Source organism: Paramagnetospirillum magneticum AMB-1, assembly GCF_000009985.1.
Taxonomy (GTDB): Bacteria; Pseudomonadota; Alphaproteobacteria; order Rhodospirillales; family Magnetospirillaceae; genus Phaeospirillum; species Phaeospirillum magneticum.
Window position 1 is genome coordinate 3421578 of the sequence record NC_007626.1, and the last position, 25643, is coordinate 3447220.

Annotated in this window: 25 protein-coding genes; 14 read left to right on the forward strand and 11 right to left on the reverse strand. The window is 57.6% G+C overall.

Annotation, left to right across the window (positions count from 1 at the left end; translation table 11 throughout):
- Window positions 1-4 precede the first annotated feature (4 nt).
- From AMB_RS15955 to AMB_RS24590, 4 genes are all read left to right on the forward strand, one after another.
- On the forward strand, window positions 5-1222 hold the full coding sequence (locus AMB_RS15955) for a FliG C-terminal domain-containing protein (protein WP_011385530.1): 1218 nt from the start codon (window positions 5-7) through the stop codon (window positions 1220-1222).
- Window positions 1222-3120, forward strand: coding sequence for a hypothetical protein (locus AMB_RS15960; protein ID WP_011385531.1), 1899 nt, complete (start codon window positions 1222-1224; stop codon window positions 3118-3120). Before AMB_RS15955 ends, AMB_RS15960 begins: the two co-directional genes overlap by 1 nt.
- A gap of 5 nt (window positions 3121-3125) precedes the next feature.
- Window positions 3126-3692, forward strand: coding sequence for an HD domain-containing protein (locus tag AMB_RS15965; RefSeq protein WP_011385532.1), 567 nt, complete (start codon window positions 3126-3128; stop codon window positions 3690-3692).
- A gap of 235 nt (window positions 3693-3927) precedes the next feature.
- Window positions 3928-5079, forward strand: a complete 1152-nt coding sequence (locus tag AMB_RS24590) for a tetratricopeptide repeat protein (RefSeq protein WP_083763538.1) — start codon at window positions 3928-3930, stop codon at window positions 5077-5079.
- A 419-nt stretch (window positions 5080-5498) separates the two neighbouring features.
- Here AMB_RS24590 and AMB_RS15975 read toward each other — a convergent pair whose 3' ends face one another.
- A complete protein-coding gene (locus AMB_RS15975; protein ID WP_043744812.1) occupies window positions 5499-5912 on the reverse strand; it encodes a hypothetical protein in 414 nt (137 codons plus the stop codon).
- A 38-nt stretch (window positions 5913-5950) separates the two neighbouring features.
- On the opposite strand from AMB_RS15975, the gene AMB_RS25315 reads away from it, so the two are divergent.
- The 3 genes from AMB_RS25315 (at window position 5951) to AMB_RS15985 (ending at window position 8544) form a co-directional block, all read left to right on the forward strand.
- Complete coding sequence (locus AMB_RS25315; RefSeq protein WP_148207436.1) at window positions 5951-6178, forward strand: hypothetical protein; 228 nt, start codon at window positions 5951-5953, stop codon at window positions 6176-6178.
- Window positions 6179-6508: 330 nt separating this feature from the next.
- Window positions 6509-7255 (forward strand): hypothetical protein, encoded by a 747-nt coding sequence (locus tag AMB_RS15980; RefSeq protein WP_011385533.1) that lies wholly within the window; start codon window positions 6509-6511, stop codon window positions 7253-7255.
- A gap of 704 nt (window positions 7256-7959) precedes the next feature.
- Window positions 7960-8544: a recombinase family protein gene (locus tag AMB_RS15985; RefSeq protein WP_043744815.1), complete on the forward strand. Its 585-nt coding sequence runs from the start codon at window positions 7960-7962 to the stop codon at window positions 8542-8544.
- Between the two features lie 507 nt (window positions 8545-9051).
- Here AMB_RS15985 and AMB_RS15990 read toward each other — a convergent pair.
- Window positions 9052-9942 (reverse strand): LysR family transcriptional regulator, encoded by an 891-nt coding sequence (locus AMB_RS15990; protein ID WP_050750737.1) that lies wholly within the window; start codon window positions 9940-9942, stop codon window positions 9052-9054.
- Between the two features lie 96 nt (window positions 9943-10038).
- Between AMB_RS15990 and AMB_RS15995 the strand changes: the two genes are divergently transcribed.
- The 4 genes from AMB_RS15995 to AMB_RS25320 all read left to right on the forward strand — a co-directional run bounded on the left by AMB_RS15995 (window position 10039) and on the right by AMB_RS25320 (window position 13464).
- Window positions 10039-10863 (forward strand): pirin family protein, encoded by an 825-nt coding sequence (locus AMB_RS15995; RefSeq protein ID WP_011385536.1) that lies wholly within the window; start codon window positions 10039-10041, stop codon window positions 10861-10863.
- Between the two features lie 37 nt (window positions 10864-10900).
- Window positions 10901-11503: an isochorismatase family protein gene (locus AMB_RS16000; protein ID WP_043744818.1), complete on the forward strand. Its 603-nt coding sequence runs from the start codon at window positions 10901-10903 to the stop codon at window positions 11501-11503.
- A gap of 41 nt (window positions 11504-11544) precedes the next feature.
- Window positions 11545-12603, forward strand: coding sequence for an alkene reductase (locus tag AMB_RS16005; protein ID WP_011385538.1), 1059 nt, complete (start codon window positions 11545-11547; stop codon window positions 12601-12603).
- Between the two features lie 516 nt (window positions 12604-13119).
- A complete protein-coding gene (locus tag AMB_RS25320) occupies window positions 13120-13464 on the forward strand; it encodes a hypothetical protein (protein ID WP_148207437.1) in 345 nt (114 codons plus the stop codon).
- A 334-nt stretch (window positions 13465-13798) separates the two neighbouring features.
- Here the strand turns inward: AMB_RS25320 and pyk are convergent, their stop codons facing one another.
- The 6 genes from pyk to ttdA all read right to left on the reverse strand — a co-directional run bounded on the left by pyk (window position 13799) and on the right by ttdA (window position 20693).
- Window positions 13799-15226 carry a pyruvate kinase gene (gene pyk / locus AMB_RS16010; RefSeq protein ID WP_011385539.1) on the reverse strand — a complete coding sequence of 476 codons (1428 nt, stop codon included), beginning with the start codon at window positions 15224-15226 and terminating at the stop codon, window positions 13799-13801.
- Window positions 15223-16503, reverse strand: coding sequence for a glycerate kinase type-2 family protein (locus AMB_RS16015; protein WP_011385540.1), 1281 nt, complete (start codon window positions 16501-16503; stop codon window positions 15223-15225). Before AMB_RS16015 ends, pyk begins: the two co-directional genes overlap by 4 nt.
- A 72-nt stretch (window positions 16504-16575) precedes the next feature.
- Window positions 16576-17652 carry a tartrate dehydrogenase gene (locus AMB_RS16020; RefSeq protein WP_011385541.1) on the reverse strand — a complete coding sequence of 359 codons (1077 nt, stop codon included), beginning with the start codon at window positions 17650-17652 and terminating at the stop codon, window positions 16576-16578.
- Between the two features lie 31 nt (window positions 17653-17683).
- Window positions 17684-18997, reverse strand: a complete 1314-nt coding sequence (locus tag AMB_RS16025; protein ID WP_011385542.1) for an MFS transporter — start codon at window positions 18995-18997, stop codon at window positions 17684-17686.
- 218 nt (window positions 18998-19215) lie between these two features.
- A complete protein-coding gene (gene ttdB / locus AMB_RS16030; protein ID WP_011385543.1) occupies window positions 19216-19824 on the reverse strand; it encodes a L(+)-tartrate dehydratase subunit beta in 609 nt (202 codons plus the stop codon).
- A complete protein-coding gene (gene ttdA, locus AMB_RS16035) occupies window positions 19821-20693 on the reverse strand; it encodes a L(+)-tartrate dehydratase subunit alpha (RefSeq protein WP_231848862.1) in 873 nt (290 codons plus the stop codon). The genes ttdB and ttdA overlap by 4 nt, the downstream gene beginning before the upstream one ends.
- A gap of 170 nt (window positions 20694-20863) precedes the next feature.
- Between ttdA and AMB_RS16040 the strand changes: the two genes are divergently transcribed.
- Entirely contained in the window at window positions 20864-21646 is a 783-nt protein-coding gene (locus tag AMB_RS16040) for a LysR family transcriptional regulator (RefSeq protein WP_011385545.1), read from the forward strand.
- Window positions 21612-21779 carry a hypothetical protein gene (locus AMB_RS26185; protein WP_197531962.1) on the forward strand — a complete coding sequence of 56 codons (168 nt, stop codon included), beginning with the start codon at window positions 21612-21614 and terminating at the stop codon, window positions 21777-21779. Before AMB_RS16040 ends, AMB_RS26185 begins: the two co-directional genes overlap by 35 nt.
- 250 nt (window positions 21780-22029) lie before the next feature.
- Here the strand turns inward: AMB_RS26185 and AMB_RS16045 are convergent, their stop codons facing one another.
- From AMB_RS16045 to AMB_RS16055, 3 genes are all read right to left on the reverse strand, one after another.
- Window positions 22030-23559, reverse strand: coding sequence for a primase-helicase family protein (locus tag AMB_RS16045; protein ID WP_011385546.1), 1530 nt, complete (start codon window positions 23557-23559; stop codon window positions 22030-22032).
- Entirely contained in the window at window positions 23556-24440 is an 885-nt protein-coding gene (locus AMB_RS16050) for a hypothetical protein (RefSeq protein ID WP_011385547.1), read from the reverse strand. Before AMB_RS16050 ends, AMB_RS16045 begins: the two co-directional genes overlap by 4 nt.
- Window positions 24441-24616: 176 nt before the next feature.
- Window positions 24617-24916, reverse strand: coding sequence for a hypothetical protein (locus tag AMB_RS16055; protein WP_043744824.1), 300 nt, complete (start codon window positions 24914-24916; stop codon window positions 24617-24619).
- Between the two features lie 387 nt (window positions 24917-25303).
- Between AMB_RS16055 and AMB_RS25325 the strand changes: the two genes are divergently transcribed.
- Window positions 25304-25633 carry a hypothetical protein gene (locus AMB_RS25325; RefSeq protein ID WP_148207438.1) on the forward strand — a complete coding sequence of 110 codons (330 nt, stop codon included), beginning with the start codon at window positions 25304-25306 and terminating at the stop codon, window positions 25631-25633.
- The last annotated feature ends 10 nt before the right edge of the window (window positions 25634-25643 follow it).

Consider the following 25643-nt stretch of genomic DNA (forward strand, 5'->3'; position numbering starts at 1 on the left):
TCGCGTGACGATATTTTCATCCGCAATCCAGTCAGTTCGTGCGCTGCGCCGCGAGGCCCCGACGCGGGAAGCCGCCCTGGCCCTGCTGCTATGCCTCTACGATCTGTGGGTGTTGGCCAAGGTCAAGGGCGATCTGTACCTGGAAGCCCATGCGGAGATGCCGCTCTCCAGCTCCCTATTTTTCCACCACAAGCCCATGCGCGATCTGCCCTGGCTGCTGACGCCGCTGGTGGATTTCATTCGGCTGATGACCCTGGGCTCGAATAATGCCAAGCAGGCTCGGCGTTTGTTGCAGGCCTACCGAGAAACCGAAAAGCGTGCTCTGGACCATGTTCTGCGGCAGGCATCACTCGTCTGGCCGATGGGGTTTTGCCTGTGGATTGCCGGTCTGGCGGTGCTGGCGAGTCTTGGCGGATTAGGCCTGACGGCATTGGCTTGGTGGGGTGTGTCGCTGGCTGCTGCCGGAGTGATGGTCGGGATATGGCTGGTCCGCCTTCGCACCATCGCGGATCATCGCCTTGGCGTTCTCGACGCCATGACCGAGGGATGCCTGTCCTATCTGAACGGCTACGCACAGCAGATCTGCGCCGAGAATGCCAGATTCGTCCTGCCGCCAGCCTTGAAGCCGAGCTTCTTCGAACTGGCTGACGCCTTTGGCGAGGACAGCTATTTCCACCGCTACGGTGCTTATAACGGCTTCACCCTGAGTGAAACCGGCACCCAGGCGGAGATCGACACCAAACTGGCCGAGCGGTTGCAGGCCATCCTGGACTATGACCCCGACTGGCTGGCCAAGGCATTGCCCGGCCTGTCCCGCGACATCACCGGGGAACTTCCCGCCGATCAGGTGGAAACGGTATCGGCCTTCTCTCAATTGGCCGATCTCGACGAAGCCAGCTTGCGGATCATCCTGCAGTCTTGCGCCCATGATCTGCGCGCCGCCGCCCTCATAGGAACTTCATCGGCCGTGTTGGAGCGTTTCGTCGCCAATCTGAGTGAAGCCGACCAGAAGACGCTGGTGACGGACATCCGGGCCATGGGCTCCATCCCCGCCGCTGATATCGCCATCGCCCAACGCAGCGTGCTGGATCTGGCCAAATCCCTGACCGATTCAGGGGAGCTGGCCGCCAGGACCAAGGAAGAGGGGGACCTGCTGACGCTGTGGAAGCGGATGAGTGGAGAGGAAGGCGCATCGGGGCAGCCTGGTCGACCGGAGAATTGATGATGCCCTCTCCGCACTCGCTGTTCGTCCGCTTCCATCGCATCTACGGTGGCTTTGGAGCAATCGCGTTCCGGGTCTGCCTGGTGATCACTTTCCCTTTTTCTCTGGGATTGATTGCCAATGTCTCGAGGGATGGTTTCTGGCCTCTGGCGATCTTTGCCGTTTTGTTTATCACCGGTTGGAAGATTTTCGTCAGTCCGCCCCAGAGCATCCTGATTTCGGCCGAGCAATTTCCTCCGCCAAACGGACGGCCTGGAATTCTTCCCCCCGATCGCCCCCGTGATGAATGGCAGTCCCATCACTTCATGATTGCCTTCCTGTTCAAGTTGGCCCTGGTGGGGACATGGATTTCGCTGCCGTTCTGGATTACCTGGGCCATCTGGCACGACCCTCAGATGAAGGAAGGGGCCGGGTTCGGGATGATCTTCTTTCCCTTTGCCGGAGGACTGATCGAGGGAACGTTGCGGGGACATACCCGAACCTTGAAAACCGCGATTGCGTCTACCTATTTGGCCCCTGCCAAGGACAGCTTGGCAAGGCCATTGGCGGAGGCTCTCCCCGCCTCCCCGAAGGCATCATTGCCATGGCCACCGCTGGTTACCACCGTTTTGGCCCTTCCCTTGACAGTTCAAGCCGGGCTTGTCGCCAAGCAATTAGGGAGCCACACGGACTCGCCCTTCCTGGTGGGAACGGCGGTGATCTCGGCCTTCGTCCTGGGCTTGTGGTGCGCCTGGACGGCCCATGGCCGTCGAGATCTGGTCAAACTGGCGGGGGATGCGGCATTCCTCGGAGTGACGGCTCTTGTCCTCATCATGATAGGAGCGATTACCGGGACCATGGTCGGAGGCGCTCTGAGCAAACTGTTCGGCCATATCGGCGTGCAAGTCGGCCTTCTCGGTGGTGCAATCGGCGGCCACTTTACGGTGTCGTACTGGATGATGGGGGAGTGGCGGCGAGGGCCATCGTTCGGAAGCCGATCCGGCTCGATCAATGGGCCAGGCTGGATTCTTCAAGCCTGGCAGCCGGATGCCGAGGTCCTGTGTCCGGTTTCCATGCCCGATGGGGTGTTTTTCACGCCTCCCCCTAAAGCGGTCGGCCCAGTGGTGGCGGCGTGGACGTCGATGCGATCGGATGTAATGCCGCTTTCTCCGCTGATGCGCCGCATCCATGTCCTGTCCATGACCATGTTGTTTGCTGTCACCGCTTGGCTGGCCGCATCGGGGATGCAATTGCCGCCAGTTGAACAGCCCGCATGGGGATTTGTTGGCGCGATCTACGGTGCAGCACTGGGCTGGGTGCTGACAAGCTTCACCGAAACCTGCCGATTCGTCGGTCGAGACGGTTTTGCCTGTGCCAGCTTCGAGGGGGCGCCTCCAATGATCACCATCAGCAGCGCACTGGCATTTTCCGAGGCACACGCGTTGTATTCAGAGCAGATACAGATGACCTCACAAGATATTGGGGGCATGGTGACCGGCGCCGAAACCTACAGTTATCTGTGGTGTGACAATCAAGGGCGAAAGCTGTTTCAGCTTGATGGAAAATTCCATCAACGTAACCCCAGGGAAAAGTCCAGAGCGGAACTGGATAGGTTAGCTGCGTGGCAATGGACCGCCTTCTGCCTCGACCGCTACCGCTTGGCCCTGCATACCGGCTCAACTCTTTATTTCGAGGCAGGGGGGACGCGAATTGCCATCACGGCAAATACCGCAACGGTGGTTATCGGTGAGGAACGCCACCCAATTCACGAATACACCATCGATAATGGCGTTTTGTACCTGACTGTCGAGGATGAGGCGAAGGATCGAGCAATGCAAGGAGCGCGAATTGGCAATTTCAGTTGCCTGCTGATCCTGTTGGCCGAACGGATACGTCCTTCTCACCAAATTTCGGGATAGATCGAATGGCTCATTCTCAAATATCCTCACCGATTCTGCCCTGGTCCCAGGATATTTACCTCGATGCCCTGGTCTTCGCCGCCGAACGGCATGGCGACCAGAAGACGCCCGCCGGCTTCCCCTATGTCACCCACCTAGCCTCGGTGGCCCAGGAGGTGATGGCGGCCCTGGCCGTGGAGCCCGGACGCAATGGCACCCTGGCGGTGACGGCGGCCCTGCTCCATGATGTGATCGAGGATACCGCCACCAGCCTCGAGATGGTGGCGGAGCGATTCGGTCCCGATGTTCTGGCGGCGGTCATGGCCTTGACCAAGAATTCCGACCTTCCCAAGGAACGGCGCATGCCCGACAGCCTGGAGCGTATCCAGGCTCAGCCACCTGAGGTCTGGATGGTCAAGCTGGCTGATCGCATCGTCAATCTCGGCCCGCCGCCCACCCACTGGACTCGGGAAAAGATGGCGGCCTACCGGGCCGAGGCGGAGACCATCCTGTCCGCCCTGCGCGACGCCAGCCCGTTTCTCACCCACCGGCTGGAACGGCGCATCGCCGAATACAGGTTCCATTTGAAATGAGCCCCATCTTGTCGCCACCACCGTATCTATGACGATTTTGGTGCTGCAAGGGTACACGAGTTTGGCAACCACATGCTACGCGAGGACAACGGTTTCGTCGTCAAGTTCAGGATCAAGACTGGGCGAACTGGTTTCTCGATCACCAACCACCATTTGACCGCTGCTCCTCCGGCGATGGAGCGCGTCATCATTATTGGCAAGGGCAAACTCGGGGGTAGCTGGAGGCGCTGACGTGATGATTCGATGTTTTTTCCGACTGCTTGCCGCATTTGTTTTCTTCACGACATCACCAGCCTTGGCAGAATCCTGGCAGGAGGCCCTTTCTCGTGCAAATGATTTGGGACGCCAAGGAATAGCAGCGCATCGTGCGGGAAAGCTGGACAAGGCGGAACAATTGCTCCGCTCGGCCATAGCGGCAATTCCAGCCGATACCCCACCAAATGAAAGCGATCGGGTTGGTATATTCCTGCGCGAAAAGATGGCCGAGTTAATGTCAACCCGAGGAAAGCCGGAAGAAGCGCGTCAATGGTTGGATCAGGCTAAACGCTTTTCCAGGGGAGACCCATACTCGAAAGGTCATCTACTAAATGACCAGGGACTACTGGCGTATCATCAGGGAAAATTAGATGACGCCGAGGAATTTTATAAGCAGGCGCTATCTATATTTGAGAAAAATAGATGGAATTTTGATCGCGCAATGACCCTTGGAAACCTTGGGTTAGTTTATCTCGATCGCTACACAAGGAGCGATAATATCGACCATGTCCAACTTAATAATGCAGAGAAGGCTTTCGCTGAATCACTTGATGTGATGCTCAAATATGGCAGTAAAGTTGATATTGCAAATCAATGGAGTAACCTTGGAATAGTCTATCGAAATCAGAATAAGCTTATTCAGGCCGAGAATGCGCATCAAGAAGGATTGAAAATTGACCGAGAAATCGGCAATAAGGTGGGTGAGGTCGATTCGCTCGGGAATCTTGGGCGCGTCGCCAAGGCTCTGGGAAAGAGCAATGAGGCGCTCACTCTATTCCATGAGGCATATGATCTGGCCTCGGACATTCATTACGCTCGGGGCATTAGCCACCACGGGCTTAACGCAATGGCTCTCCTCAATGACCGAGGATTGTATCGAATGGCGGAGGCGTATGGTGAGCCAACCCTGGCTGCGGCCAAGGGCATTGGCCATAATTTCACCATCGCCAGAATCCTTGAGGAAATGACGACCATTGCGGCAAAAGGTCATGGGTGCTTAGCCGCGGCCAGAGAATTGGCACATGAATCACAAGGCTATTTCGAGGCTGCCGATTTGGTAGAAGACTCACAACGGTTAAAACGCCTTCTGAGGGACATTTCCGCCGCTAAAAATCAACCCTGGTGCAAATGAACTTACATCTTAGCAATTTATTATTGAGACGCAAGATTCGGCAGTATTCCTGACTTTAATGGCAAAAAACTCGCCCCCACTCCTCCTTCTTCCGGTCGGCAATTACCTTGTACCTGCCGGAATTACCGGAGAGGGTTGGACACCCGTTCCCTTTCCTACGCCAGCGATTTCAAAGACTTAAGGTCACCTTCGGGTGGCATTTGTCGATTCGTTCGGAAAATATACGGATAACATGAAGCGGAAGCGGGCGGATGTAGGTGGACACCCGTCAACGCACAAAGAGCGCTACGCGGCAAGCCGTCCCCTCATGAATCACGCAAACCTCCTCTTGGGAACCCGAAAATGCGCGTCCACAACTGAAATATGACAAAGATGTGCTTTAAAATACGTATAACGGGTAACAAGATTGGATGCCAATTTCAATTGGCCCGGTAATAGGCTGTTGAAGTTGGAACCGTGAAATCCCTGATAGCTGTCCGACCGGTGCTCGGATCCACCATCACCACCCGTTTGATCTCGACGTTTCGCTGGCGTAGGCGGCCAAACAGATGGCCTGCCTGGACGACGATTTCTGAATTGATGAATTTAGCACAGACTGGGCCGAAGCCGTCGCGAAGCGGCAGATAGATAACCGCGCTTCCACGGAACTTTACTCCCTGGAACTTCCCGTCACCATCGCCGGTCAACTGAAACACTGCGTCCTCAATCTTCTTTCCGCCGACGGTAATGATTGGATCCGTGTCCGGACCGTCGATCTTTTTGACGCATCCGGAGGCGTGGAAATAGATGACAAACGCTCCATATGTGTGTTGATGTAAATCTTTTTCTCTCATGATAAATATTTATACAAAATATAAACGCAGGAGACACAATGAGACAAAATGACTTTGATGAATCTTATAATGACTTCATCCATCCTTCTGAGGGTATAGATGTTGGCAATGCCAATGATCAGCACCCAACTTTGATGTACGACGTCAACAAGGCATTTGACGCGATGCGCCAGTGCCTGGCGCGGGTCGAACGATTGATCGACCAAACGGAGCAGAAGCTGGCCGATTCGCAACTTCCCGTCGGAATCAGGGTTGTCGAGCGGTAGCTGGCATATCGCCAGTTAGGCTGGAAAGGCCTAGGCGTGGTATTTCAAGTTGCTGTCGATCTTGACCAGAGATGTATGTGCCATACATCACGTATTATCCACAGCAATTATGTATATCACTCTCAGAGCGCGACCTGGAATGGAGATATGCATTATGGCATTATCGCCTCATGGCCCCATTAACCACGGAAACAACATGTTTCTTACCCATACTCATCTTTTATAACCGAAGAATATTGCTAAAATTACATTGATTTCGGAAAATTGACGTTCTTGCGGTGACGGCGGTATCACCGATACAGGCTTCAAAATCTGAATCGGGATACGGCTATGGCCAAGAGCACCAAGAAAGAGACATCAGAAAAGATCTTCGGACTGATGTTTTCCTCCAACGAATATGAACATGCTGAGGCATCACGTAAATTGGTTGAACACTTTCAGCGGAATAACGTGCATCCGGACGACGTCCACCTGGTCGTCTACGGCGACGAAGACGATTTTGTCGCCAGCATGTTGCAGAAGGCCGATCGAGAAATCGATGAATGCCTCGCTGATATCGAGGGGTATCAGGATGAGATCGCCCGCCTCCGAGACGAGGTCAAAGACCTCAAGGCGTCAGTTGCCGCCAAAGATCGGCGGCTCGCCAAGCAGCAGGCCGAGATGGTCAAGCAAAAGGCCGAAATCACAGGGTTGCGGAGCGAAGTCGATAGCCTATCTGTGAAGCGGCCGACGCCAATGGGCTCCGCCATGGACGCCAGTGATCGGGCTGAATTGGAGTCCTACCGCCTCGAAGATGGCGTCAACACGGCTGCCGCTAAAAGGGAGCTGCGAGGATGTATGAAAATCTGTTCCGGTTGGAAAGCTACCCTGTGGAATCTTCTGAACCATCGAGGCTTGGCGCGGTCGAAGGCCACGGTATATCGGTGGCTGGCGGGGCGCTCTAAGATGCCTGCCCAGGTTTTGGATATCATTCGGGCCGAAGCCCGACGTCTGGCTGGGCTGGGGATTGCCCTCGGGTCGGCCGAATGGTGGCAGGGGGAGCTAACCGATTCGGAGCCCAATCTGAAGGCGGCCTGATTGGTCACATTTTCACAACGGCGATTGCGATGGCAAGGATCGCAAACATCGCCATCATCACCAGCCGATTTCGGCGGGCGCGCTGCTGCTGAATGCGGGATGGCCTGGGTCGCAAGATCGTCATGGGTCTATGTTCGAACACCCATAGCTCGGCGTCAATGTGAGTGGCCAAGGCCATCGGATTTTGATTGTTCCTGGATCTCGATCCAGATTTCCGATCGCATTCTGGTGATCTCGTCCAGCCCACCTCGGAGGGCATCGACCTCTCCCTGATCCGTGGTCGCTACAATTTCCTCCTCGGTCGCCCTGGCTATCTTTTCCAACTGCAGGACGAACGCGACAAGGGCTGCAGTCGTAGGCCGACGTCCTCTGGCCAATGTCGAGCTGCACCATGACGCCTGTCGGCCAAATAGTCGGCTAAACGACCTCTGGTCAGAGACAACCCCCAGATCACGGCATTCGTTGTAAAGGTCTCGCAAATCCCGCATCACATTCCTCCTCGGCTGCGTGTGCAGGTATTTATCTATTGGCGTCACTGATGAATTCCGCAGAACAGCGGCATCGCAAAAACGTTCGTTTTTGACATAATATTTTTGCCTTGGTCTTTTGCAGGATTAACGGTGGTGTTATTATCTCAAAACTGTCTCTCAAAACCTGCATATCAATTCATGTTCATATAGATGAGTATTGAGAAGGAGCGAGCTATGCTTGTTGGTTACGCTAGAGTGTCGACCTTGGATCAGTCACCGCAGCTGCAGTTGGATGCCCTTGGTGGTGTTGGTTGCGAACGAATCTTTTCCGAACATGCGTCCGGCGCCCACGCCGACCGCCCCGAACTGAAGGCCGCCCTGGGCTTCGCTCGCAACGGCGATACGGTGGTGGTGTGGAAGCTGGATCGGTTGGCTCGATCGACACGGCAGCTGATCGAGACGGTCGATATGCTCAACGAGCGTGGGATCGGTTTGCGGTCGTTGACCGAAGCGATCGACACCACCACCGCCGGGGGGAAATTGATTTTTCATATTTTCGCCGCCTTGGGCGAATTTGAGAGAAGCTTGATCATTGAGCGGACACGAGCCGGATTGGACTCGGCCCGCAAGATGGGCCGGATGGGCGGGCGGCCTCGGTCCCTGTCGGACCAGGATGTGGAGGTGGCGCGAGCCATGCTGGCTTCCCCGGTGATTACTGTCGAGGAAGTGGCCCGGCGCCTCAATGTGTCGACGGCCACTTTGTATCGCCACCTCCCTGGTGGACGTGGTGGTGGCCTGGATCTTCGACCTGCGGGCTGATGTGGTGGCTGTGCTCGCGGATTAGGCTGGTGCCCAGGTAGCCGGTTACGGCCTCACTAAGTAAATGCCCAATCCATTTACTTAGTGATTACTAAGTGCAAGCTGTTGATTTATAATGATAATTTAGAATTTAGTAACTAAGTAAACTAAGTAAGAGAAAAACCATTTATAGAAATGAAAAATATTATTTTCTGTTTTATGCGGAGCTCTTGAATCTACCTACTTAGTTTACTTAGTAGCCATGGAGTTCCGCGGAAATGGCGGAATTGCTGGGGTTTGCGGAGCTTCCAACTAAGTAAGAGCTCCGCCACCACGTCAGCTATACCGGGGCTGGTCATCTATGTTGGCGATTTGTGGTCGTCGCATCCTGAGGCGTTGCTCTCCTAGCCAAAGGGCCGTTTCCAGTCCGACCGATCTCGGTCGAAGGGATAAGCGGCGCTCGAATCTGCTTGGACTCAGCGATGACCTGCCCCCCTTCCACTGATCGGGATCAATCATGAAAACAGGTCAGTGGCGGCCTACCGAGACTCCACTCTTCGCTCCCGCCAGATAGTTCAAGACGGTTTGAACCGCGAGCGACCTGTAGCGTTGAGGGCTGCTGACAATCCAGGCATCAGCCTGTTCCATTGGATATTCCGGCAGCAGGTGGATCAAGGTGCCCAGGTCCAGGTCCGTTTCAAGCATGAAGTCGGGCAGAAGCGCGATCCCATGGTGAAGGCGTGCAAGTTGATGGGCGACCAGCATATTGCCGGCAGCAATGGTCCATCTCATCGAGCACTCCCAACCCCCATCAAAGCGCCAACTATCGAGGGCCGCGCTGATGACGATCGCGTTGTGCGAGGCAAGGTCCGAGGGGGCCACCGGTACCCCGGCCTTTGCCAGGTAGGCGGGGGATGCCACAAGCAGGCGCTTGACCTTGCAAAGACGGCGAGCGACCAAGTCACTGTCATCAAGTGTGCCCGTCCGTACTGCAAGGTCGATGCCGTCGCTGATGATGTTGACGCGCCGTTCAGTCAGCCTCAGTTCGACCTGCACATCCGGATATGCTGCCGTCAGCTTGATCAGATGCGGGGTAATCAGATACTGCCCAAGCGCCGCCGTGGTGGTCAGCGATACTCGGCCCGCGACAAGCCGTTCGCGCTCGGCGATTGCCCGTGCGGCATCGTCGGCGGCGGTGATCGACGGCTTTGCCATGTCATAGATGCGCTGCCCCTCATCCGTCAGCGATAGGGCTCGCGTTGAACGCTGGAACAGCGATGTGCGTAAAAGCAGCTCAAGATCGGCAAGCCTTCGGCTTACGGTAGATTTTGGCAGGCCGAGTGTCTTGGCCGCAGCTGTGAAGCTGCCTTCATCGGCAATGGTCACGAGCAGCGCAAGATCGTCGAGCGATGGCTTCATTGTTCTGAAAATGGAACAGTACCGTCCAAACTTCAAGCCTTATGTGGACAGTGATTAAGGCGCATATGGATATCAACACAGTCAGAGGACTATGCCATGATCCGTTTTACGTCTGTCTACACCCCGACGCAGATGCGCCATGGCGCGGTATTTGCGGCCCGCCAGTATCCTCGCCAGGCGTTTGGCAACCTTATCGATCCGGTCATCAACATTGACTGGTTCGAAATGAATGCCCCAACCTTTCCGCCTCACCCCCATGCGGGTTTCTCCGCCGTCACCTATCTGTTCGCCGATTCACCCAATGGGTTCATCAATCGCGACAGTCTGGGCGACGTACAGACCATTCACCCTGGTGGCCTGCATTGGAGCCGAGCGTCACGCGGGTTGATGCATGAAGAATTCCCGGTTCCCGAAGCAGGTCTCGTGCATGGGCTGCAGATTTTCATCAACCTGCCGGCGGCCAGCCAGGCCGATCCCGCCGCAGCCTTTTCGGTCCCGGCCGCCATGGTCAAAAGCCTTTCCGGCAAAGGCTGGGAAAGCCGTGTCGCGGTCGATGGAACGACGGTGGGTGAAATCGCCGGAGCCCTGCCGTCACCGGTCCGGATCGAGGAAATCTCGCTGGCCCCATCGGCGATGCGTGACATCGACATACCTGCGGGTTGGGGGGGCATTGTCGTTGTGCTCGAGGGAGACGTTTCGATCGGTGACGTGACCCTTGCCGCCACGCAGGCTATTGGCTTTGCCACCGACGTCGAAGGGCCGTTCCGGATCGCCACAGGGGCCGGCCAAGCCCGCATTGCGGTGGTTTCGGGGGCGCAGCTCAATCAGCCGATCTATGCCCAAGGCCCGCTCATGCTTGCCAGCCACGAGGCCCTCGAAGAGGCGCGTCGCCGCGTCGCCTCGCTCAGCTTGCCCGCCTGACCCCTGCCACATGTTATCCACACAAAGGAATCACATCATGACGAAACGCTTTTCTGCTGAAAATGCCGCGCTTCTGCTGATCGACCATCAGGTCGGCACCATGCAGCTGATCAAGAATATCGACCGCAATCTTGCCGCCAAGCAGTCGATCGCCCTGGCCAAGATGGCGAAAATCCTGAACATGCCGGTGGTGATCACCTCCAGCCAGGAAGATCACGCCCAAGGCCCCATTCTCCCCGGAATCGCCGAAATCCTGCCGGAAGCGCATGCGGCACGGGTCAAGCGTCCCGGCGTGGTCAACGCATGGGCCTATGCCGACTTCCGCAATGCGGTGCTGGCCACCGGGCGCAAGAACCTGATCATGGCGGGCGTCACCACCGATGTTTGCCTGATCTTCCCGGCTATTGATGCCGCACTCGAAGGCTTTGCCGTACAGGCCGTGATGGATGCTTCGGGCTCGCCCAGCGATCTTTCGGAAGAGTTCTCACGCCAGCGGATGCACGACGCAGGTGTCGTCCTGACCGCCACTAATACGCTGATGGCGGAAATTGCCCAGGACTGGTCCACGCCCGCCGGGCAGCAGCTGATCACCCTGTTGTTCACCGATGTCTTCCCGGCCCTGGGTGCCGGCATCGTCTAGGTCAGAAATCAATCGCAGATCACGAATACGGAGCCCCCATCATGACCAAAGATCTCTTCCAGCCCCTGCGCTTGGGCGAACTTACCCTGCCGAGCCGCATCGCCATGGCCCCCATGACCCGCTCGCGGGCCGATGACGAGGGCGTGCAGCCCGAGATCGCCGCCACCTATTACGGCCAGCGCGCCGGAGCTGGCCTGATCATCTCCGAGGGCATCTACCCGTCGGCCATGGGCAAGGGCTATGTCCGTACTCCGGGCCTTCACACCGACGCCCAGGTGGCGGCCTGGAGCCGGGTCACCAAGGCGGTGCACGACAAGGGCGGGCGCATCTTCGCCCAGCTGATGCACACCGGCCGGGTGGCCGTTCCCGCCTTCCTGCCCGGTGGTGCGCTGCCCGTGGCGCCCTCGGCCATCCGGGCCGAGGGGCAGGCCTACACCGATCAGGGTATGGTGCCGATGGTCACACCGCGCGCCTTGGAGACCTCGGAAATTGCCGGTGTGATCGCCGAATACCGAGACGCCACCCGCCGCGCTCTGGAGGCCGGCTTCGACGGCGTCGAACTGCACGCGGCATCGGGATACCTACCGGAACAGTTCCTGTCGTCCAAGAGCAATCAACGTACCGATGGCTATGGCGGCTCCATCGCTAACCGCGTTCGCTTTGTGGTCGAGGTGCTGGAGGCCATGGCCTCGGTGGCGGGCTCTTGCCGCGTCGGCATCAAGATCTCGCCGGAGATGAATTTCAACGACGTGGCGGACGATACCCCGCAGGAGACCTACCGCCATCTGGTGGAGCGCATCGCGCCCATGAACATCGCCTATCTGCACGTGGCGCTGTTCGGCACCCCGACCGATTATCATGGCCTGCTGCGCCCCCTGTTCAAGGGAGCCTATCTGGCCGGCGGCGGCTTTACCGGTGACACCGCCGAGGCCGCCCTGGCCCAGGGCCGCGCCGATGCCATCGTCTTTGGTGCCGCCTTCATCGCCAACCCCGATCTGCCCAAGCGGCTGGCGGAGGGGTTGCCCCTGGCCGAACCCGACAAGGTGACTTTCTACGCACCGGGACCGCGGGGCTACATCGATTACCCACCGGTGGTATGACGGAGTTGGGATGAAGACCGCCGGCGACTGTGGTGTGGATATCTAAAAGAGGCGGCCGGCCAGGACATCCCCCTGGCCGGCCGAGTTTCGTCTTGGCAATTGCTCTGGTTGCCGCCGTGTCAGCCTCCTTCGGACACACGCACCCTACGAGTTCAGAGAATCCAATATAGTGGGCGTGGTGGCGGGTCATCTGGGGTGGCGATTTGTGGTCGTCGCATCCCGATGCATCGCCTCCTCACCAAACCGCAAAATCACAAATAACAGCCAGCATTGTCTTCGGCAATTCTTAATTATTTCTTTGAAAGCCACGGTCATATCTCGAAACAACCCGATGTGCTGCATAATTATATGGAAAATACATGATTTTATAAAGACAAAAAGTAAATTGCGGAATATGGGTCATCAGGCCGATATTGACATGACACAAGGCAATTCCGCCAAGTGACCGCCGCAAATATGAGACGTAATTGACTGTATCACGTTGATGATGGTGGATTATTCAGAGGGTATTAGATTATGGGTATGGATGTTGACGGGGAGAACCCCACGTCAGAACGCGGAGAGTATTTTCGCAACAACATATGGTGGTGGCATCCACTGTGGGATTTTTGCGAGTACATTGCTCCAGACCTAATTCCTAGAACAAACCTGGGCCATACAAACGATGGCTGGGGACTCAATGCGAGAGATTCAATCAGCCTTGCCGATAGAATTGATCAGGCAATCGCCGATGGAACGGCAAAAGAATTCGGCGATCGGGTCAACGCAAGTTCAAGTATGCATCACTGCGGCTTCGCCATAGATAACGCCCAGGAATTCTCTGAGTTTCTGCGATCATGCGGTGGATTTGCAATTTGGTAATGCCATTGCGTGAGTAAATTAACAATCAACTAGGTCCGGCGCCCAGGAGACGTCGGACCTGAAATTTTAGGAGATACCCTGGCATTCGGTAGCCACTGCCATCTTCTGCTTGGGGGGGGGCGGAAAGGGCCGGAAGCGGAAGGGCGGCAATCGGACTTGGAACAGGGACAGCGGTCGGTTTCGCCGAACACGATCCCGCCGTTCATGACCTAACCCGAAAACTCGATACAGTTAAATCATGAAGAAAGGGCCACCCATTTTCATGGGCAGCCCTTAGTTTGACCCGAACCAGGGTCAGTGCGGCGGGAGGAGCCGCAAATTTCATTGCGTTTGGTCAGAGTGAAGCCCTGGGCACGCGCACGATGCGCAACAGGTTGGTTGAACCGGCAGTTCCGAATGGCATGCCTGCGATGATCACCAGTGGCTTGCCGCCCTCGGTGAAACCCTCTCTGGTGGCGATGCCTGACGCCTTGGCGACCATGTCCTCCACATTGGCGGCATCTTCGGTGTGGACGGAATGGACGCCCCAAGCCAAAGCAACGTGGCGCGCAGTGGCCGCATTCGGGGTCAAGCTGAGGATCGGGGAAGCCGGACGCTCTCGGGCGATGCGCAGCGTGGTGAATCCCGAAGTGGTGTAGGCGACGATGGCGGCGACAGACAGGATGCCGGTCACCTGGCAGACGGCCGCGCTGATGGCGTCGGCGTCGTTGGCCTCTGGCTTGGCGCAACCGCTGCCCAGACCGTCGAGATAGTTGGGATCGCTCTCAACCCGGCTGATGATGCGGCTCATCATGGTGACGGCTTCGACGGGATAGCGGCCCGAGGCGGATTCCGCCGAGAGCATCACCGCGTCGGCACCGGCGAAGACGGCGGTGGCCACGTCGGAGGCTTCGGCCCGCGTCGGTGTGGGCGCCTCTATCATGGATTCCAACATCTGGGTGGCAACGACCACCGGCTTACCGGCAGCGCGACATGAGCGGATGATGCGTTTTTGCAGGCCGGGCACATCCTCGGGCGGCAATTCGACGCCCAGATCGCCGCGCGCCACCATCACCGCGTCGGACAGAGCAACGATCTCATCGAGGCGGTCGATGGCGGAGGGCTTCTCCAACTTGGACAGAATGCGGGCGCGGTCGCCGATCAGGGCGCGGGCCTCCTCCACATCCTCGGGCCGTTGCACGAAGGACAGGGCGATCCAGTCGATGCCCAATTCCAGGGCGAAGGCAAGGTCGCGGCGGTCCTTCTCGGTCAGGGCCGACAGGGGGATCACCGCGTCGGGCACATTGACGCCCTTGCGGTCGGACAAGGGACCCGCCACCACCACCACGGTTTCGGCAAAGTCTGGCCCGCAGGATTCGACCCGCAGCCGAACCTTGCCGTCATCCAGCAAAAGGTCCGAACCCGGCGTCAGGGCCGACAGGATTTCCGGGTGAGGCAGCGGGGCGCGGTTGATATCCCCCGGTTCCCGCGACAGGTCGAGGCGGAAAGCCTGCCCTGGTTTGAGAGCCACCTTGCCCGCCTTGAAGACTCCAAGACGCAGCTTCGGACCTTGCAAATCGGCAAGGATGGCGATGGGACGGCCCAGTTCGGCCTCCAGGCGGCGGATTTCCTTGAACCGCTCCAGGTGGTCGGCATGACTGCCATGGCTGAAATTGAGGCGAAAGACGTCCGCCCCGGCCTCCCACAGCGCCCTGATCTGGTCCGGGCTGGAACTGGCAGGCCCCAGGGTGGCGACGATACGAGTATTGCGCTTCTGTCTCATGGAGTGCTGTCCTTGTCGGCGATCAAAATCGCGCGGAAATCGTTGACGTTGGTGAGTGTCGGGCCGGTCACCACGGAATCGCCCAAGGCATGGAAAAAGCGGTGGGCGTCATTGGCGGCCAGACTGTCCTGCGGTTTGATCCCCATGACCCAGGCGCGAGATAGGGTGTTGGGCGTGATGATGGCGCCGGCAATGTCCTCCATGCCGTCAACGCCGTCCGTATCTCCGGCGATGGCGTGAATTCCGGGCTGACCGTTGAGGGCGACGGCCAGAGCTAACAAGAACTCCACATTCGGGCCGCCACGCCCCTGCCCCCGAACGGTCACCGTGGCCTCGCCGCCCGACAGCAGCACGCAGGGCGGCTTAAAGGGTTGGCCGCGCTTGGTGACTTGGTGGGCTATGCCGGCCATGACCGCCCCCACATCCTTGGCTTCGCCCTCGATGCTGTCGCCCAGGATATGAGCCGTGAATCCGGCGCTTTCCGCCACCTTGGCCGCAGCTTCCAGGGCCACTTGCGGTGCGGCGATGACGTGCGTCTCGGTCAACGCCAACCTGGGGTCGCCCGGCTTTACGCTTTCGCCCCGTCCACTTTCCAGAACGTCGAGAACCTTGTCGGAAACCACGATGCCGTAGCGCCGGATGATGGCCATGGCATCGGTGCAAGTGGTGGGATCGGCCACCGTCGGCCCCGAAGCGATATTCATGGGATTATCGCCGGGGACATCGGAAATCAGTAGCGTCACCACCCTGGCCGGATGGCAGGCCGCCGCCAGACGCCCCCCCTTTATGGCCGACAGATGGCGGCGGACGCAGTTCATTTCGCTGATGGTCGCGCCGGATTTGAGCAGGGCGCGGTTGACATCCTGCTTGTCTTCCAGTGTCAGACCATCCAGGGGCAGCGGGGCTAGGGCCGAGCCACCGCCGGAGATCAGGCACAGGACCAGGTCATCAGCCGTAAGGTCGGACACCAGATCCAACATTTTTCGGGCGGCATTCAGGCCGGCTGCGTCGGGGACCGGATGGGCGGCTTCGGCAATGGTGATGCGGCGGCATGGCACGTTGTAGCCGTAGCGTGTCACCACTAGGCCGGAGACTTCGCCTGCCCAGTTGTCCTCGACCGCACGGGCCATGGCCGCCGATGCCTTTCCGGCTCCAATGACGATCAGGCGGCCCTTGGGGACGGCGGGTAGGTATGCCGGTACGCACTGGGCTGGCTGGGCGGCGGCGACGGCGGCATCGAACATCCGTCGAAGCAAATCCCTATGGGATTGGGTCATGGTCGATCCATCCGTGTTGGGGTGAGATGCCTGCGGGGCAAAGGCTTTGCCCTTTGCCCCGCATTCTTCGGATTACTCGTTGTCGGCCTCGATTGCCGCGATGACCGCATCGGTGACGATCCGCGTGGTCGCCTTGCCCCCGAGATCGGGAGTATGCAGCAACGGGTTGGCGGTCACCCTTTCGATGGCCCGCATCAGTCGGGCTGAGGCCGCTGTCTCGCCCAGATGGTCAAGCATCATACAGGCGGTCCAGAAGGTGCCGATTGGATTGGCGATACCTTTGCCGGTGATGTCGAAGGCGGATCCGTGGATCGGCTCGAACATGGACGGGAACTTGCGTTCCGGGTTGAGGTTGGCGGTGGGAGCGATGCCGAGCGACCCGGCCAGAGCCGCCGCCAGATCGGACAGGATGTCGGCGTGGAGATTGGTCGCCACGATGGTGTCCAGGGTCTCCGGCTTCAAGGTCATGCGCATGGTCATGGCATCGACCAGCATCTTGTCCCAGGTCACGTCTGGGAACTCTCCTGCCACCTCGGCGGCGATCTCGTCCCACATCACCATGCCGTGGCGCTGGGCGTTGGACTTGGTCACCACGGTCAGCAGCTTGCGGGGACGCGACTGGGCCAGCTTGAAGGCGAAACGCATGATCCGTGTCACCCCGGCCCGGGTAAAGATGGCCACCTCGGTCGCCACCTCCTCTGGGAAGCCGCGATGGGAACGGCCTCCTTGTCCGGCATATTCGCCTTCGGAATTCTCGCGGACGATCACCCAATTGAGTAGGCGTGGCCCGACACCGGCCAGAGGGCTTTTGATACCCGGCAGGATGCGGGTCGGCCGGACATTGGCATACTGGTCGAATGGCTGGCAGATGTTGAGACGCAATCCCCACAAGGTAACGTGGTCGGGGACGTCGGGGGCGCCAACCGCACCGAAATAGATGGCGTCGAACTGTTTCAACGTCTCGCGACCGTTCTCCGGCATCATGGTGCCATGCTTCTTGTAGTAGTCGGATCCCCAGTCGAAGGTCTCGATGTTCAGACGGAAGCCGCCGTCACGCTTGGCAAGCACGTCGAGAACCTCAAGTCCGGCCGCCACGACTTCCTTGCCGATTCCATCGGCCGGAATGGCCGCAATCTTGAATTCACGCATGATCGATCTCCATTGGCTCGGATGGCCGGCGTTAGTTGGAAGCGGCTTGGGCCGCAGCGGCTGAGGCCGCCGCTGACTTCCTTTGCGAACGGGCAAGCAGCAGTGTGGTCACCGCCGAGATCGCCAAAAGCGCCGCGACGAAATACAGCCCGCCCATGAAGCTTCCGGTCAGATCCTTGATCCAGCCGATCATGGCCGGCCCGGCGAAGCCTCCAAGGTTGCCAATAGAATTGATGGTGGCGATGCCAGCCGCAGCGGCCGAACCGGACAGGAACATGGTGGGCATGCTCCACAGCGGCGGCTTGGCGGCGCTGATGCCGATATTGACCAAAGTCAGGGCCAGGATGACAGTGAAGACGCCGTCGGCATTGCCAGCGAAGACCAGACCGGCGGAGGCCACCAGACAGGCGCCGACCACATGCCAGGTCCGCTCGCTGGTGCGGTCGGAATGGCGCGCCCACAGAACCATGGCGATGACCGATGCCGTCGGCGGGATCATGTTGAGCCAACCCACCGTCATGGAGGATACGCCAAGCTGCTTGATGATCTGCGGCGCCCAGATTCCCAGGGTGTAAAGGCCGGCGGAGGTGCCGAAATAGATCAGCGCCAAGGCCAGAACACGAGGGTCCGCCAGGCCGCGCCAGATGCTGTGCTTGGCATGCCCAGACTTGCTGGCCGCTTCCTCGTTCATGGCATTGATCAGCCAGGCGCGTTCGTCTTCGGGCATCCAAGTGGCCTTTTCCGGGCGGTCGGTCATGTAGAAGAACACGACGACGCCAAGGATCAGGGCGGGAAGGGCTTCGATGATGAACATCCATTGCCAGCCGGCCAGCCCCATGACGCCATGCAGTTCAAGCAATGCGGCGGAAATGGGAGAGCCCAGGGCCGTCGAGATCGGGGCGGCCGCCATGAAGAGCGCGGTTACGCCAGCACGATGGCGCGCCGGGAACCAATAGCTGAGATAGAGGATGATACCAGGAAAGAAGCCAGCCTCGGCGGCTCCGAGCAGGAAGCGCAGGACGTAGAAGCTGGTGCTCCCTTGCACGAAAGCCATTGCGCCGGAGATCAAGCCCCAGGTGATCATCACTCGGGTGATCCAAAGACGCGCTCCCACTTTTTCAAGGATCAGATTGGAGGGGACCTCGAACAGGAAATAGCCGAAGAAGAAGATGCCCGCACCAAATCCAAACACTGACGAAGTGAAGCCAAGGTCTTTGTTCATGGTCAGCGAGGCGAAGCCGATGTTCACCCGATCGATATACGCAATAAAATACAAGAGCATGATAAATGGGACAATGCGCCAGCTGATTCTGCGCAGGACACGCTTTTCCATATCCGTATTCATGGGACGAACTCCTCACCCTGTATTATATAATTCGCGCGATATTGCGCCTGAGCTTGACAGGCATGGTATGCGGGCAAGGGCGTGGCATTAAACCGCATAGGTTTATACAAATTTTTGATATAATGAGCGGTTCGTGGTCGGCAGAACATGAAAACACCCCGACGAGATAGATCTCATCGGGGTGTGCCTTTGCTCTGTCGGCGGCAAGAAATCACCAGCTAGCGAATGAAGCCCACTTGGCTTTTGATCCGCTCAAGAATTGGACCTTTCTTCTCATTGAAGCGGGCCTTGTTCTGTTCGAACAGATTATTGCCCTTGGTGTCGATGGAGATGATCAGCGGGCCGAATTCATTGACCTTGTTGACCCACATGGTCTCCGGCATACCCAGATCCTGCCATTCGGCGCCTTCAATTCGCTCGACCTTGGTGGCGGCGAGGACGGCGCAGCCACCTGGGAACACCGCATGGACTGCCTTGTCCTCGGCGCAGCCCGCAACCGTCTCCGGCCCCATGCCGCCCTTGCCGATGATCAGCTTGACCCCGGTTTCCTTGATGAACTGCTTCTCGAACTTCTCCATCCGCATGGAAGTGGTGGGGCCGATGGAGACCATTTCGAAGTCACCCTCATCGGTCTTCCGCACGATGGGGCCGGCATGGAAGATGGCCCCGCCCTTGAGGTCCACGGGAAGCTGGCGCTTTTGTTCAATCAGGCGGCGGTGGGCCACGTCGCGGCAAGTGACCAGACGGCCGGTCAGGTAGACGATGTCGCCGACATTGAGGTCCGCCAGGTCTTCGTCCTTGATGGGGGTCGTCAGGATCTTCTTCACAGCACCACTCCTTCATGCGAGACGATTTCGTAGGACAGGTCCGCATTGAAGCGGATACGCCCACGGCGATGAGCCCAGCAGCCGGTCGAGACTGCCACGCCGATGGTGGAGGGATGGCGAGCTGAGGACTCGATGTTGACCCCCATCACGCTGCTGTTGCCAGTCAGACCCTGCGGGCCGATGCCCAGCTCGTTCAGACCGTCTTCGAGCAGAGTTTCCATCTTGGCGGCATTCGCATTCCCGTGCTGGGAGCCCACAGGACGCAGGATTGCCTTCTTCGACAGGCGTGCCGCTGTTTCCGCCGAGGTCGAGACACCAACTCCGATCAACAAGGGCGGACAGGCGTTGACGCCGCGCGAGGTGACCACATCGAAGACGAAATCGACGACCCCCTCGTATCCCTGGCCCGGCATCAACACTGTCGAGGCGCCCGGAAGGGTGCAGCCGCCGCCAGCCATGTAGACGTCGATGGTCACGCTGTCATCGTTCGGGACGATCTCCCAATCCAGCCACGGAATGCGTGATCCCGTGTTGGTGCCGGTGTTTTTCTCGTCGAAGGCTTCCACGGCGTTATGACGGAGCGGACCCAACTTGGTTGCGCCCAGGGTCGCATTGCGCAGGATGTCCTCCAATTCGCCCAGCAAGGGGAACTTGGCTCCGGCGGTGATGAAATACTGGATCACACCGGTATCCTGGCAGCTCGGCCGGTTCAGCTTATCGGCTGCCTCCTGGTTTTCAGCCATGGAGTCGAACAAGACATTGGCCATCGGGTTGGTCTCTGCCTCCCGAAGATCTGCCAGCTTTTCCTTGATATCGGTGGGCAGTCGCTTCCCGATGTAAGACGTGAACTTGGTCATGATGTCGGTCATGACCTCGACGGGCGCTTGACTTGTCACGCTCAACCTCCTCGAACATTTCAGATACTTGGCGCGACATCCGCGCTTGATCTTGGAGGTGATCGTAGTCTTGTCGTCTGGCGGCGATAAATCGCGCATGTTTATACAAAAAAGTGATACAATCCGAATTGGGAGGGCCGCTCTTGGATCTGCATCAGCTTCGGTGCTTCATCGCGGTGGCGGAGGAGCTTCATTTCGGCAAAGCCGCGCAGCGTCTCGCCATGCTGCCGTCGGCTTTGGGCCGCCATATCCGCATGCTGGAAGAAGATCTCGGCACACGCCTGCTGACACGGACCACCCGCAATGTCGCGCTGACCGACGATGGTGCCGTTCTTTTGGACGATGCGCGCGCCCTGCTGGCCCAGGCCGAGGCTATTGCCAAACGATTCCGGGGGCGCGGACGGGATCGGGCCGCGACACTTCGGATCGGGGCCATTGATAGTGCTTCGGCTGGCTTGGTCCCTCTGCTGCTTCACGACTTTCGCCAGAAGCGCCCCGATGTCGTGATCCAGCTTGCCGAGGACAAAACAATCCGTCTGTTGCCTCGTCTTCTCTCCGGGCGGATCGATCTCGCCCTGGTCCGCCCGCCGGAGCATCCGGACAAGAGTATCGAATTCCTGTTCCTGTTCCATGAGACGGCGGTTGTAGCGGTTCCCGAGCACCATCCCTTGGCCGAGTCCGGCAAGGTGACGGTGCAGGACCTAGCCGACCAGCCCCTGATCGTTCCCGAGCGTCGATCCCGCCCGCACAGTCATGACCTGACCATGAAGTTGTTCGCCGAAGCGGGTTTGCAGGCGCGTATCGCCCAGTTGGCGGAAGAGAAGCAGACGATCGTCAACCTAGTGGCTGCCAACATTAGGTGTCGCCATCGTGCCGCGTTGGACGTCGCGGATGGCTGTCACCGGGGTGCGTTATATCCCCCTTGAAGTGACCGCCGGTGACGGCATGAACAAACTTCCTCTGGCCGCCGCATGGATCAAAGGCACTAGGGATCTTATTCGTGACGAGATGCTCGAAACCCTTCGAGAGCGTCTTGGGGTCTATGCCGAGCTGGCCTGAGCGATCGTCTCCGCGACCTTCCCCACAGCGAACCGAGAATCGATACTGTATCTGTAGGCGGCTGGAATTGGGGCATCAGCAACATACCGCTTACCCCAATGACCGCTTTCGGGCGTAGCGCCTAGGCGCTTGAAAGACCACCATGAGCGCAGACCCGCCGTGCTATGGCCATGGATGGGTATCTCTGGGCGGGACACCGGCATCCCATTTAGATGGTGCGGAGCATCCAGTTTGATGCCCCGCCACCGCATCAGCTAACCACGGACAGGCCCCGATTTTTGAATCGCTTGAGCATATCCTCAATCGGTTCCGGTTCATGATTGATGACATCCTCTTCTGCCATCCATGAACCACAGCTGACCCATTTTTCGACGACATTCACCCGTTCGCAGCTGGTCGCATTCCCTCGGACCCAGGCGCTGGTCGAAGAGATCGTCCGATCCCCGCCGAGGTTGGTCAGGTTAATCTTCCGGATCTCCGAACCCACGCCGAACTCGGGATGCTTTCCGAGCCAAGAACTGACGCATGCCCGCAAATCGTTGACATTTGGAACCCGCGAGTTTGGGAAGAACTGCTTGGTGAAGATGCTCACCATCTCGTGCAATTTGGGGGCTGACACATAGGTAAAGGCTTCATCGCCGAAAACCTCATGGGCCACCATTTCCCAGGCTGGCCGTTGATTGCTGGCCAATTCATCGAAATCTTCGCCATGGTAGGCGCTCGGAGTTTCTTTGTCCCGGTGACGGACAAGAATATTGTGCAGCCAGCGCCCAACCTCGCGGGCGTCTCGAGTCACCCAGATGTTTTCTGAGATCCACAACTTTGCCTCGTCGATGGTGATACCTCGCAAGTCGGCAATAACCTCTGGCATGGGTCTCGATGCTTTGATTACCGACCAACGGCGGTCGCTATTGTCATGGCCAACTCGAATTACACCCCGAATATCATTTCCGCCAATTAGGTATAGTGCCGTGTTTTCAACTTGATATGGTCGCTGAAATTTTTCGTTGATGACAACATATCGGTTTCCGACAAGTCGCTTCATCTTTTCCATGTCCAACTTATCATTCTGACTTTCGTCGATAAACACGATCGTTTTTCCAGCAATAACGCCATTAAACGAACCTGATACATTATCTGTACTGACGGAAGCCACTTGGTGCCGTCCGAAAATTGTGCAAAGGACGTTGTCGACAAAGACATTTTTGCCAATTCCTCCTTGCGGATAAAACACCATGCAGGGGATGGTGAAATCCTCTGGCCGTAGATATTTGCGAGCAATCACATGCTCAATGTGGTCCTGCGCCTCCTCCTTTTCGCCGGATAAAGTCCAGGTGAGATAATTAAAAAATGGGTGAACATCATCGACGTTTGGCTGGACCCAGTCGCGCCGGTCAATGAGATTGAGATGTTCCTCCGGCGCCTGATCGAAGGTGGCGGTGATATCGCGGTAAATGCGGCCATCCGCCTCCAAGATCTTGGTGAAGAGCATAAATCCCTCACTCGATTGGAGTTCGGCGTGGCTGTTTTGCAAGGCCTGTTTATTGAGGAATCCCCACCCTGCTGGGCTTCGTTCGACGTAGCTACCTTGCCCCCTGATAAAGCGATAATCCTGCCGCTCGATGATCTCCTTGATTCGGCGTTCAAGGTCCTGCCGTTGCTGTTCGCGTAGCGCGGCAGCAGCCTGCTTATCCGCCTGGGCCGCAGTCTTCCTGGCCACCTTCAATTGTTCAGCCTGGGTCGTAAGGTCTTGGATTTTAGCGTCAATGGAGGTGCTCATACGACACCTCCCACGAACTTGCCGTTGGCGACATTGATCAAAAAGCCGAGCGAGATTTGCTTGCCGTGCTGCGCCTGCTGGAGGCAGTGCCGCCACTTGGCATCGCAGTCACTGGCCGACTTTTGCCGCATCAGACCCCCGAGGGTGACGGCACGGAAGTCATCAAGGGTGAATCCGTTGCTGGCCATGGCAATGCCAATTCGCCACCAAAGGGGCTCCTGGCCGACATACCGCCCCTTGAGCTTAGTCAGAAGTTTCTCCCTTTCTGTGTCGGTGATCTCTTGATGGTCAGCCACCGGGGCTGCTTTTTCCCTCTCGATGCGGGCTGCTGCGGCAGTTGCCCACCCTGACCATTCCAATACCTGGCCATCGTTGACCCATGATTCTGCCAGGACCAATCGATCGGCGGGACATGTTGGGAGATAAAATCCGCGACTCAGATCAAGCTGTGACCGATCCCCGATGCCCGCCCAAGTTTTGATCTCGGGACGCATGTCGCGGAACACTGCTGCTGGTGCAGGCGTGTTTAAAGGGAAGAACGCCCGAAACGCGTCCTGACCACTCTTTTTTGCCGTCCTGTGCGAATACGTTGAATAGGCCACGTACCTCCACGGTCGGAACTTGGATCGAAAGGCGGAAATGCTGAAGCCGCCATCTATGTCCAGGCCCAGCATACTGTATTCGACCACATTGGCCGCACAGCGTCGGACTGGATCTCCGCCACCTTCAACGAAGCGGGCGGGACAGACCATCAGGGTGTCCTTGGCCTCGGTCGTGGTATGGGTGGTCAGCAAAGAACATACTGCGTTCCAGTCGGCACCTTCGCCAATTGAAGCAATGTTGTCTTTAGAGTTTCCAAAAAATGTTAAATGATACTTCATCGTTACACCTCTGTTGATATCCCAGCGGGAGGCTTGCCTCCTCCCGCCGGGAAGTTGTCGCGAGGTGGTGGCGACGATGCGTATATCTATTTATCAATGCAATTAACGCGCATAGACCATATTTATTCATCGTAATATCTCCACCTCGTTTGGCGCCGTCACGGGCAAGGACGGCATTAGTTGTATTTATTGTTGTTAGTCGCCTGAGTGCGTCGATATTCGGTTGTCATGTATGCGGACTGATCGTGGTGAATAAATGTCGCAATCGCAGCCATAAACTGGTTCATCCAAAAGCGATTCATGCGTTTGAAGTCATATCCATGCACGCTCACCACATGATCAATGATATCACCTGACGTCTTGAGTGCGTTCGGAGGAAATCCATCTATATTTTCGTATATTGCTCGAAGATCGGCCTCCGGGAGGCCGACGCCAATGTCGTTGATTTCAAAAATTACTAATGCTTTATCATTCATGATCTCATCAATCCTTATGATTGGCCCGGCGCGGAATGCGTAGGCAACTCACAGGACGATATCTGTCGCTGTGACATTCCGTCATTATTTCGTTTTACTTCCTGTGTTATGCCTGCCTGGAAGTGTTAGTTGCCATGGAATGCAGCCATGCCGAGCTAGCGGCAATAATTCATCCCCCTTGTGCGCCGGCAGAATGCAGTATTCAGCTCATAATTCTGTCTTGGCGCCCTTGGCCTGGCGCAGAATCAAAAGTGAATTCTTGGGAATGCTGCGGAAACGCCGGGACGAGCGTCGCAATTTGTTGCGCCATCTTGATGGCGAAAGATATCGAAAAATCCAAAACGTGGGGCTAACGTTGCGTCATACCCAAGCAACGCGGAGGTGAAAATGGGTGTGACGAATACAATAGGAAAGCACATGTCAAAATTGTGCTCAGCAAGCCACGCAATGGCGACGCTTGATCAAGACTTGTTTGTTATAAAGCCGCCGCCATTATTTGATGGTCTGGACGTTATTGTTATACGACTTACCGATCAAGCGGCAGCTGAATTGCTTCGATCTGCTCGCAAACGCGGCGATGTCATCAGGCGTGCATCCACTGGACAGCGATGGATGGGGACGGCTGAGGATGTCTGCCTGATTAGCCCGAATCCTAAGCGGCGCAACGAGCTAATGGCAATGGCCAAAGCAACTTTCGGCCCAATGATTAAATTGTAAAAAAGAGGAT